This is a genomic window from Sporocytophaga myxococcoides DSM 11118 (assembly GCF_000426725.1).
Classification (GTDB): Bacteria; Bacteroidota; Bacteroidia; order Cytophagales; family Cytophagaceae; genus Sporocytophaga; species Sporocytophaga myxococcoides.
Genome location: NZ_AUFX01000003.1, coordinates 164745 through 176301, shown reverse-complemented (window position 1 = coordinate 176301; position 11557 = coordinate 164745). Strand labels below are relative to the sequence as shown.

General features: G+C 35.5%; 9 protein-coding genes. 8 read left to right on the top strand and 1 reads right to left on the bottom strand.

What is annotated here, in order from left to right; all coding sequences use genetic code 11:
• The first annotated feature begins 251 nt into the window (after window positions 1–251).
• The 8 genes from K350_RS0100485 to K350_RS26775 all read left to right on the top strand — a co-directional run bounded on the left by K350_RS0100485 (window position 252) and on the right by K350_RS26775 (window position 11280).
• Window positions 252–725 carry a response regulator gene (locus K350_RS0100485; RefSeq protein WP_028978242.1) on the top strand — a complete coding sequence of 158 codons (474 nt, stop codon included), beginning with the start codon at window positions 252–254 and terminating at the stop codon, window positions 723–725.
• Between the two features lie 265 nt (window positions 726–990).
• Window positions 991–1461, top strand: a complete 471-nt coding sequence (locus K350_RS0100475) for a Smr/MutS family protein (protein ID WP_081670832.1) — start codon at window positions 991–993, stop codon at window positions 1459–1461.
• A gap of 149 nt (window positions 1462–1610) precedes the next feature.
• A complete protein-coding gene (locus tag K350_RS26785; protein ID WP_051312729.1) occupies window positions 1611–2684 on the top strand; it encodes a winged helix DNA-binding domain-containing protein in 1074 nt (357 codons plus the stop codon).
• A 41-nt stretch (window positions 2685–2725) separates the two neighbouring features.
• Window positions 2726–2956: a hypothetical protein gene (locus K350_RS26780; protein ID WP_156026793.1), complete on the top strand. Its 231-nt coding sequence runs from the start codon at window positions 2726–2728 to the stop codon at window positions 2954–2956.
• 107 nt (window positions 2957–3063) lie between these two features.
• The gene (locus K350_RS0100460; protein ID WP_028978240.1) at window positions 3064–3411 is read left to right on the top strand and encodes a hypothetical protein; all 348 of its coding nucleotides are present in this window, start codon (window positions 3064–3066) and stop codon (window positions 3409–3411) included.
• Window positions 3412–4119: 708 nt separating this feature from the next.
• Window positions 4120–7632 carry a nitrate reductase gene (locus K350_RS0100455; RefSeq protein ID WP_028978239.1) on the top strand — a complete coding sequence of 1171 codons (3513 nt, stop codon included), beginning with the start codon at window positions 4120–4122 and terminating at the stop codon, window positions 7630–7632.
• Window positions 7633–8184: 552 nt separating this feature from the next.
• Window positions 8185–9822 carry an NADP-dependent glyceraldehyde-3-phosphate dehydrogenase gene (locus K350_RS0100445; protein ID WP_028978238.1) on the top strand — a complete coding sequence of 546 codons (1638 nt, stop codon included), beginning with the start codon at window positions 8185–8187 and terminating at the stop codon, window positions 9820–9822.
• Between the two features lie 51 nt (window positions 9823–9873).
• A complete protein-coding gene (locus K350_RS26775) occupies window positions 9874–11280 on the top strand; it encodes a rubredoxin (protein WP_051312728.1) in 1407 nt (468 codons plus the stop codon).
• 72 nt (window positions 11281–11352) lie between these two features.
• Here the strand turns inward: K350_RS26775 and K350_RS32175 are convergent, their stop codons facing one another.
• Complete coding sequence (locus K350_RS32175; RefSeq protein ID WP_156026791.1) at window positions 11353–11526, bottom strand: hypothetical protein; 174 nt, start codon at window positions 11524–11526, stop codon at window positions 11353–11355.
• Window positions 11527–11557 lie beyond the last annotated feature (31 nt).

Below are 11557 nucleotides of genomic sequence, written 5' to 3'. Positions count from 1 at the left end.
TTTACCGATAACAAACTGAAGTTCAATTGTATTTTTTCTTTAAATAATTTACCTTGCTCCGACAAAATTGAATAAAAACAGGATTATTAGTTAAAATTCTTTCTAAAATCATATATATTCTTCATTAAAATCAAATTAAAACTTGTTAATTTTGACTCTTATCCATTAATTTTACCTCTTTATCGAATTTCCCTATGTAACTATACTTTAGTTTATTTCGTAAAAATACATTGAAACCTTCCAATACCGTTATGCAAAAAATTGACCAGGTAATTATTGTAGGCAAAAACAGCGACTTCACTAGTCGCATAAAATCTTCCATTGAATCCTCTGGAATGGCCGACCAAGTTAAAATGGCTCTTAATGGAGGACATGCATTCTTATTTCTAGACCACCTTCATTTGGGCAGAAAGTTAAAAGAATCAAAAGTATTGGTATTGCTAGACATGGACACTCCAATTGTGGATGGATGGGATTTCTTAAAAGATTATGCGCATGCTTCAAGACTTGAAAAGGAAAATGTAATTATAGTTATATTGAACGAGCATCTTTCTAACGAAGAAAAAAGCAGAGCAAGTAAAATGGGAGCCAATTATTTCTTGTTTTCCTCATTCACAATTAATGCTCTTACATATATTGTCCAGAAACATTTCTTTAATAGTACTGTCAGAAAAATCAGGAATTGTTACGAAACATTCAGACCATTGAGATTAGGAGCAGCTTAATTCTATCAAAGTTTTGAATTATCATCTGATTATTTTTTTAACTTCAAATTGTGTCAATCAGAGATACTAAGGCACAACTCCATCGGTATTGCCGATTCCTGTTATTTCTAATTTTGAATTAATTAAATAAATTATCTTATACTGGTAAGTAAGGCAATTTATCATTTTTTGGGGACTAAATTAATTCAAAAAATCATACTTCTGCTCTTGATAATGCAAATGGAAATTCTATTTTTGACTTTATTAAAAATAGATTTTTATAGCTATGAGCGAAATTAAACCTGGAGACTTTGTAAAAATCAATGGTCAGGACACCGTAGTAGAAGTCCTTTCTGTCAAAGGCAACGATCTTGAAGTTGCTATGGGCATTATGAAAATGACTGTTAAGAAAAACAAAGTTACCTTTTCACAACCACCTCCTGAAACCATCAAATCTGCACCTGAAAATTCAGGGAACGTTAAAATTGACACAAAAGAAAAGTTATTACATTTTCAGTTTGAACTTGATGTCAGAGGCAAAGCCAAAGAAGATGTAATTACATTGTTAACAAACTGGGTTGATGATGCTCTTCTCTTGGGTTTACCCGAAGCTCGCATTGTGCATGGTAGAGGAAGTGGAATATTGAAAGATACAGTTAGGTCATTTCTTCGGAAATATAAAGAAGTGGAAAGCGCAACAGATGAAGCACGTGAGAAGGGAGGAGACCACGTAACTCTTGTAAAATTCAAAGCTTAAAGAGAACACTTCAATTAAAAATATCATAGCATCAGATTCTTTTTGTAAGAATCTGATGCTTTTTTTATTCCTACTGACACACTGTTGTCAGTCATTCTCTATTTATTTGTATTGATAAGCTGCTATTTGAAAATAATCAAATCAAAATCATGACACCTTCTGAAATTTTAAACTATAGACTTATCAACCACGGTTTGGTGAATAGTAGTAATACATCTTGCGAGGAAGTTGTGCGTAAATCATGTGTCATTCAGTCTCAGGATTTTCCTGCATCTAAACTGGCAATTGGAATACGTTTACCCAATTCGTCTGAATCCGATATTATTAATTGTATTAATGACGGATCAATTATAAGAACTTCGGCATTGAGAGGTACTTTACACCTTGTTTCTTCAAAAGATATAAAGTGGATACTTGACCTGGCGGGCCCTGCGGTTATAACTCGAATGCATAAACAGTATCACAGTGTCAGCCTTGATGAAAAATCATTTTCAAAAGCATTTAATATATTTTCCAAAGAACTCGATGGTATATATCTGACGAGACAAGAACTCTATGCATTACTTATAAAGAATGGACTATCTCCTGAAGAAAACAGAGGTGTATATCTTATTAACCGTGCATCGCTTCAAAAAATTATTTGCCAGGGGCCGATGAAAGATAATGAGATTACCTTTACACTGCTTGATTCCTGGGCTCCTGAAGCTAAAATCCTTGAACGAAAAGAAGCTTTATACGAACTGGCAAAAAAATATTTTCAAAGCCATGGCCCTGCAACATTTGCTGATTTTGTAAACTGGTCTGGTTTATCGAATGCTGATGCAAAAAATGCTTTTGAATCTATACTATCCAGCATGACCAAAGAAATATTCAACCAATCAGAATATTGGTACTTTAGTAATCTTAAGATAAATCCTATCCCCAATAAAGTATTGCTGCTTCCGGCATTTGATGAATATATTTTAGGGTATAAAAACAGAGAGCTGTTTTTGGATGCTGAGCACAATAGGAAAGTCATTACTGTAAATGGTTTATTTTATCCTACAGTTATTGTAAATGGAAGAGTTGTCGGAGTATGGAAAAAAATATTGTCCAAAGGAAATGTGATCCTGGATATCCAACTCTTTGATAATCTCAGCAAGATAAAGCAATCTGCTATAAAAGAAGAACTTAAAAGCCTTGAGAGTTTTCTGGAAATGCCTGTAATCCAAAAGGCTTTCTAAACTGTAACAATCAATGATACATGAAGCCGGAATTTAATATTATGAGAGAGCAATTTAAGAACGTATTAGTTTTCAAAACAGACAAGAAAGTTTTAACCTATCAGGAAATGATACATGAAGCATTAATTGAATTCAATGATAAGATCAGCTGGACAGTTGACATGGATGATCGGGACAAAGTCCTGAGAATAGAATGTGACTCTTTGTCTGCAGAAGAAATTATTCTTAAAATGAAGCAGGCTGAGTTCTTTTGTGAAGAACTGGAAGATTGAAGTGGGAGACTTTGATTTGATGAAATCTGGGAAATCACCTCTGGGAAACAGTTCTTTTCTGTAACTTAAGATCCAATTCATTATAACCATTACCTCAATTTAATTTTATGAAAGGGATTCTTAAAACACTAGTCATATTCCTGCAATTTTCCTTCTCCTCTGTTAAAAATTCCAAACCTGAAATATTTGTCTTCATTACAGAAGATGTTTTTCAGCTTTCAGACGGAAGACTCGTGGTAAGTGGTCAAATTAAAAGCGGAAACATAAAAAAGAGCGAAAAACTTGTTGCAAAAGTTGATAATATTGATAAACTCCTGATCATACAACAAATGGAAGTATTTGGAAAACCCAACGGAACAGAAATTGGTGTCAAAGATGATTTTGTTGCATTTACAATTTCTGATATAGCAAAGGATAAAGTTGGAAAGGGAATGGTGTTTTTGAAGGAACAGTAATATTTACCTTAATTTATAAAATTGATGAGCCTGGAGGGGATATTTCTATTGAATATTAAAGTTTTTAAGTAAAAATTTGAAATTGAAGTTCATTGTTTCACCCAAGTATACCCGAAAAAGAGATTTGTATTTATACATTTATTAAAATGGGAGCAATGTTTAAAATAAATTTTTAAGTTCTGCTTGGCCACATTCATCTTCGAATGATCAATTAATTATACTGACTTTTACTGTAAATGTCCATTTTTTTGATGCAGTCAGAGATTAATTGAGGTCTCTTTAAATTAGGATGACTTATTTTTTAAGCTAAAAAACTTATTTCCATACAAACCAGTTCTTTATTCTTACTTTCTTGTACTAAGTGTAAGTTAAAGCTCTGACTACCGTTTCAAATTGCCTTAAAATTCTATTTTTATCTATCCAGAAGTAAATTTCAAACACTTTATATTAGAATAATTCAATAAAAGCTATTTTTTAGTCTACTTATTTTTAATCTAAAAAAATAAGTAGTTTTACTTACTTTTTAATTCATTTTTCACTATGTTTGATTTGTGAGGTATTTAAGGCTAAAATGATATAAAAAATCGAAAAATAGGTTTAAATTTTAAGTACAAAATCTAAATTTAACTATTTTTCTCCATCAATGTAGTAAGTATAATACCAGAAATGTAAAACAAGCTGAGTTTTGTAATTTAAAATTGTAATACTATGTCATCAAACCATAAAGAAAGTTTAAAATCTACTTGCTCATATTGCGGAGTTGGTTGTGGTATCATAGTTGAAAAAGATAAAAAGGGAAAGATCAATGTAAAAGGTAATCCAGATCATCCCGGAAGTAAGGGAATGCTTTGTTCCAAAGGAATGAATCTTCACTACACGGTAAATGATAAAAGTGACAGATTGCAGTATCCGATGATGCGCTACAGCAGGGGAGACCAGATGCAAAGAGTTTCATGGGATAGTGCATTGGATAGAGCTGCCGCAGTCTTCAAAAATTTTATCCAAAAATATGGTCCGGACTCCGTTGGACTCTATGCTTCAGGCCAGATGCTGACTGAGGAATATTATGTTGCGAATAAACTGGTAAAGGGATTTTGGGGAACCAACAACATAGACACAAACTCAAGATTATGCATGAGCTCAGCTGTTGCCGGATACAAACTTGCACTTGGAGAAGATTCAGTACCTGTAAGCTATGATGACATTGAACTGGCGGATACTTTTTTGATAACTGGCGCAAATCCAGCCTGGTGCCATCCGATTATTTTTAGAAGACTCGAAGCTCACAAAGCTCAAAATCCCAACACCAAAATTATAGTTGTAGATCCAAGGAAGACCCAGACAGCCTCCATGGCTGACATCCATCTGCAGATCAATCCAGGAACTGACATCGTCCTATATAATGCGATAGGAAGAGGACTAATAGAAAGAGAAAGAATAGATATCGATTTTATCATAAACCACACTGATGGGTTTGAAGCTTACAAAGAGCAGGTAATGAAACGCTCTCTTAAAGAAGCTGCTAACATTTGTGGAGTTAAACTGGATGATATTCGCTGGGCTATAGAATATATTGGCAGGGCTGAAGGCTTTATTACAATGTGGGCTATGGGCTTAAATCAAAGCGTTGTTGGAGTTAATAAGAATTTAAGCTTATTAAACTTAAGTCTGATTACAGGCCAAATCGGGAAACCTGGTTCAGGCCCTTTTTCTCTTACAGGGCAGCCAAATGCCATGGGAGGTCGCGAAGTTGGAGGATTAAGCAATCTGTTATCTGCTCACAGAGATATGAAAAATCCAGAACACAGAAAAGAAATTGCAGACTTCTGGGGAGTACCTTCTGTCCCTGACAAACCAGGGCTATCTGCAACTGAAATGTTTGAATCCTTAAAAAGTGGAAAAATGAAAGCCATCTGGATTATGTGTACAAATCCACTGGTAAGTCTTCCGAATTCAAATATCGTTGAAGAAGGTTTAAAAAATGCCAAGTTTGTAGTAGTTCAGGATGTCTTTAACACATCAGATACTGCAAAATTCGCTGATCTTGTTCTTCCTGCAGCAGGCTGGACTGAAAAGTCCGGTACTATGACTAATTCCGATCGTCGTATAAGCTATCTAAATAAAATCACAGAGGCTCCGGGGGAAGCTATTCCTGATTCTGAAATCCTTATTAGGCTAGCAAAAAAAATGGGGTATGGGGAAGCCTTTAATTATAATGGCCCTGCCGATATTTATGCTGAACATTGCAAGTTAACTAAGGGTACCAATATTGATATCAGTGGCCTTAGTCATGAAAAGTTAAAAGAAAAAGGATCTATGCAATGGCCTGTTCCCTCACCTGATTCGGAAGGAACTCCAAGATTATTTACCGATAAACAGTTTTATACTCCTAATAAAAGAGCTAAAATTCATGCGGTGCCGGATGACAACAACTCTGAAGCTATCACTTCTGAATTACCGCTAATCCTTACTACAGGAAGGATTCGTGACCAGTGGCATACCATGACTAAAACCGGTAAGGTTAATAAACTCAAGAAGCATATTGACAGTCCTTTTGTTGAGATTCACCCGCTCGATGCAGAGATCAGAGGTATAAAAAACGGAGATCCTGTATTAATTAACAATGAGAGAGGTAGCGTCAGAGTAAATGCCAAGATAACTCAGGATATAAAATCTGGTGTTGTCTTCCTTCCAATGCATTGGGGGCGCATCCTGAACAGAAGCTTTGCCAGAGCCAATAACCTTACGGGATCATTAATAGATCCAATATCCAAAGAACCGGATTTTAAATTTTCTGCAGTAGAAGTAGTAAAATACCAAAAGCCTAAACAGAAAATTATAGTAATAGGTGCAGGTGCAGGCGCATGCAAGTTTGTAAGTTATTATCGGGAAATAAATACAACAGATGAAATTCATGTTTTCAGCAAAGAGATATTTCCTTTTTATAACAGGGTAATGCTTCCGGACTATATCAGTGGAGCACTGCCATGGCACAAACTTGTAAAGCTTACATGCGAGGAGAGTGAAGGGCTTGGAATTAAATTACATCAAGGTAATGGTATAGCCTCCATTGATAAGGAAAATAAAACCGTTACTGATGAGAAGGGTGAAGTTCATAGTTATGATATTCTAATACTAGGAATGGGAAGCAGGCCTTTTCTCCCAAAAGATATTGACCTGAGCTTTGAAGGTATATTTTCTATGAGAACCCGTCATGATGCAGACAAACTGAAAGAATATACTGCTCCCGGGGATCATGTTGTGATCGTTGGAGCTGGTTTGCTTGGCCTGGAGTTATCTGCATCTTTGAGAGATATAGGTATCGAAGTTACAGTACTGCAACGTTCTTCCAGACTAATGGACAGGCAATTGGATGAGACTGCCAGTATACTGCTGCACGAGGAAGTTACAGACAGAGGAGTTGAAATACTCTACAATGATCAGGTTAAGTATTTTACCGGAAGAGAAAAACTTACCGGAATAAAGCTGGTAAGTGGACGTACGCTTGAATGTAAAGCTGTTGTATTTGCTATCGGAACAAGTCCGAACATTGAGATACCTAAACAGGCAGGTTTGGAAGCTAAAAGAGGGGTTGTCGTAAATGAATACCTTCAGACTAGTGATCCGAATATATTTGCCATGGGAGAGCTGGCAGAGTTTAATAATAATCTCTATGGAATTACAGCAGCTGCAGAAGAGCAGGCCGAAGTGATTGCCAGATATCTCAATGGAGATATGCTGAGTTATTACAAAGGAACTCTTTCAATGAACATATTAAAAATGGAAGGGTTGGCGCTTTGCTCACTAGGTCTGTCAGAAGTACCATACGACAGGAAAGATGAATATGAAGAAATAACCTTTCTGGATCAGGCTCAGAGATATTACAAAAAATGTATCGTCCATGAAGATAAACTTGTCGGAGCTATTTTACTTGGAGATAAATCAGAGTTTCTGGAGTTTAAAGAACTTATTCAAAACCAAACTGAATTATCTGACAAAAGGACAGAATTGCTTAGAGGAAAAGGTGGGGGAGCTGAACCAGTCATAGGTAAGCTTGTTTGTTCTTGTAATAATGTTGGAGAGGGCAATATCGAAACTGCAATCAGAAAAGGGTGTAAAGACTTTTCAGACTTATGTAAAACTACTGGAGCAGGAATGGGATGTGGCAGTTGCAAGCCTGAGGTCAAGGCAATCCTCGAAGGTTCGCTTGTGAAAGCCTAAAAGGGATTAAGCATTCAGAAAATATCAGTATTAATCAACCCTTCAGAGGTTTAATCAAGTAATTGATTTAATGATTAACAGGATTTTCAATGGTAAATGCTTGATTGAGCTTGAATTGTTTAGTTGTTAATTAATAAATAAAAGCTACCTGAATTTTGGGTAGCTTTTTTTATTTGCTAAATCATTTTATTTTACGGTCTAATTATACGTATTATTACGTATGTAATGATTTTACTAAAAGAATTTACTCAGAAATTAACATATTGTTTACAAGGAATTTAATTAGATATAACAATATCATTGCAAAAGATGTCTAAACAGATTATCTTAATAATATTTAGACTAATTAATTAAAAATATCATACTTTTTTAATAAAATAACCTGTTTTTAAAAGGCACCTTAGGATAAAATGTATACTTTTTAATATTTTATGTTAACATTTAATGCTAAATATAATTTATCTTCAAAAAAAGTAAGTAATACTACTTATTTTTATTTTTTTTATTTATGTTTGTTTAAAGACATTATCAGAAACAAAACAGAAATATTCTATGACAACTAAAGATCTGATCTGGTGGAATCTGGAAACGTTATTTCCAATTGAAGAAGAAATCCCTGCCCAATACTCTTATGGATCACCAATAGGTCATACAGAGTACCTCATAAATGGGGAGATCCGTCATTGGAATGGCCGAATGCAGGATATTTTTTCTCCAGTTTGCCTTGATACTGATAATGGTCCTGTTAAAAAACTTTTAGGCACATCTCCATTACTTACCGAAAAGGAAGCGCTGGAAGCACTTGATGCTGCATACCTTGCATATAATAATGGTACCGGGGAGTGGCCAACGATGGCAGTCGAAGACAGAATCAAAGCCATGGAAAAATTCGTGGTTGCAATGAAAGGTCAAAGAGCACTTGTTGTAAAAACACTCATGTGGGAAATAGGCAAGACTTTAAAGGATTCAGAAAAAGAATTTGATCGTACAGTAGAATATATCATTGACACAATTGATGCTTACAAAAATCTAGACAGAGATTCTGCTCAATATGAATTTGAACAGGGAATCATTGGCAAAATCAGAAGGTGCCCGCTTGGTGTTGTATTGTGTATGGGGCCATTTAACTATCCGTTAAATGAAACTTTTACCACTCTTATTCCGGCGTTGTTAATGGGGAATACGGTTTTATTTAAACCTGCCAAGATAGGAGTATTGTTGCACAGACCACTTTTGGAAGCCTTTAAGAATTCATTCCCCAAAGGAGTTATCAATATAGTTTTTGGCAGAGGCCGTGAAACAGTTGGGCCATTGATGAAAACCGGCAAAATCAATGTACTTGCTTTTATCGGAACGAGCAAATCTGCTAATATCTTAAAGATGCAGCATCCAAAGCCAAACAGACTTCGCTCGGTTCTTGCACTGGAAGCAAAAAATCCTGCAATCGTTTTAGACCATGCCGATATAGATCTCGCAGTTAATGAATGTATTCTTGGATCCTTATCTTATAACGGACAGAGATGCACTGCATTGAAAATTCTGTTTATTCACAAATCTGTGGTAGATGAGTTTAACTATAAGTTTACGGAAGCACTGGGAAAACTGAAATGGGGAATGCCATGGGAAAAAGATGTTCAGATCACTCCTTTACCAGAACCAGAAAAACCTACATTTCTTAATGAACTGATTGAAGACGCAATTTCTAAGGGTGCTTCCATCATCAACGAAGGAGGAGCAACTGTCCATCAAACTTTCTATGCACCGGCAGCTGTGTATCCTGTTACAAAGGATATGAAACTTTATCATGAAGAACAGTTTGGTCCGGTGGTACCGATAGTTTCCTTCGAAAAGATAGAAGAAGTAATACAATACATGGTGGAGTCAAATTATGGACAACAAGTAAGTCTGTTTGGTACAGATCGAGAAGAGATGGCCAGCCTTATTGATAAATTCGTAAATCAGGTTTGCCGTGTAAACATTAACAGTCAGTGTCAGCGTAGTCCGGATGTATATCCGTTTAACGGCAGAAAAGATTCAGGAGAAGGTACACTTTCTGTAGTAGACGCTCTGCGAACCTTTAGCATCCGCGCTATGGTAGCGGCAAAAGAAATTTCTGCCAATAAAGAAATGTTTAGAGGCATCACCCAAGACCGTCAATCTAACTTTATGTCTACTGATTTTATATTTTAATAAAAGTTGGCAATGGCTCATTAACTAGACTTAATCCTGTCAAAAATAACTATGGAAGAGGTAATCAGAATACTTACAACTGGTGGAATCATATCTCCGGGAGAGCTTGAGAAAATTGCTTTGAGTGCCAAAGAACATAATTGCTCTGGCATTAATTTCGGTTCAAGGCAGGAAATATATTTAACCTGTCCAGACAAAACAGCTAATAAGCTCAAAGATGATCTGAAATCGCTAAGCTTTTTATGTGAATCATCTTCCGGACAACATAGCAATATAGTAACATCATCTGCAAGTGTGGGACTATATCCATCTACAATCTGGGTAACTGCTGATACTTTTTTCGATGTATTGGAGGAGTTCGATTATCAGCCAAAGCTTAAAATCAATATAACCGATCCTGCACAAAGACTGATACCTCATTTTACCGGGCATCTGAATTTCATTGCCTCTCACCACCGCAATTATTGGTTTTTATATGTACAGCTTCCAGGATTTTCACAAAGAGAATTATGGCCTGCATTAATTTATATAGATGATGTAGCTCCTCTTTCAAAGAAAATCGAAGAACTATATTATAAAAACAAGCCTGCTGACCTTAATGAAATTTTCAATAAGATAACAACAGACGTTATCAGCAATAGCAGAGCTGTAGACGGCAAATGTAATATTGTAAAAGGATCTATCCCTTACTATGAAGGTCTTAACCCTATGGCAGGTGTTTACTGGCTTGGGATTTACAGGAGAAATTATGAATATCCGATTGAGTTTATACTTGATGTTTGTGAAATATGTAACGAAGCTAGAATTGGTAAAATTAATCTGACAACATGGAAGTCGTTGCTTATAAAAGATATCAAGGATGAAGAGCGGGTAAAATGGGAGGTCCTTTTAGGTAAGCATGGAATCAACATCAGGCATTCTGCGCTTGAGTTGCACTGGCAATTGCCGGATCTGAACCTTAAGGCTCTTGAGCTTAAAAACAAACTCGTAAATATTTTTGACAGAAAAGATATACGTACATATGGGATTTGCTTTGGAATAAGCACGCAGGAAGCTGACAGTTATGGTAACATCATTATCAGGTTCAATTATAATGAGGCTCAAAATACTTATTCCATATTTCACACAGAAGATTTTGATCCCACCAATTCTGAATTGATATCATTTGAAGAAAGCATTTCTGAAAGTGAACTGGCTGAAAAGCTTCAAAGTCTTTGTCTTATTTTTTATTCGCAGTTAAATAAGAAAAAAGAAGATGAGGCTCCTGTTCAAACAAGATTGCTTAAACCTGAGATCGATCTCTTTCAGTGTAAAACCTGTTTTACAATATACAATCAGACAATAGGTGATGTAGTTGCCGGCATCAATCCAGGTGTGCCATTTAATCTGCTTCCTGATAATTATAGTTGTCCCGTTTGTGAAGGAGAAAAAGAAAGTTATATAAAAATGGTTTCTTAAAAATATTCAATAAATCCAAGGTTGCCAAAGAGGGAGTCATCGGGAAACCGGTACTTCCTCGTTTTTTTATACCTATTCCTCTTCTTTCTTTAGAAAATTTCTCACAACCTGTCTAAGATTCTCTTTAAGTTTAATATTATCCTGAGCAATTTTTTTTGTTTGCCCTTTCAATAACGACTTTCTATATATTAACTGATTTTCAAGATCTTGTTTCTTATCCTTTCTGAATGGAGAATCCTCTGACATATACTAATTAAATTAATAGGCCAAAACTATC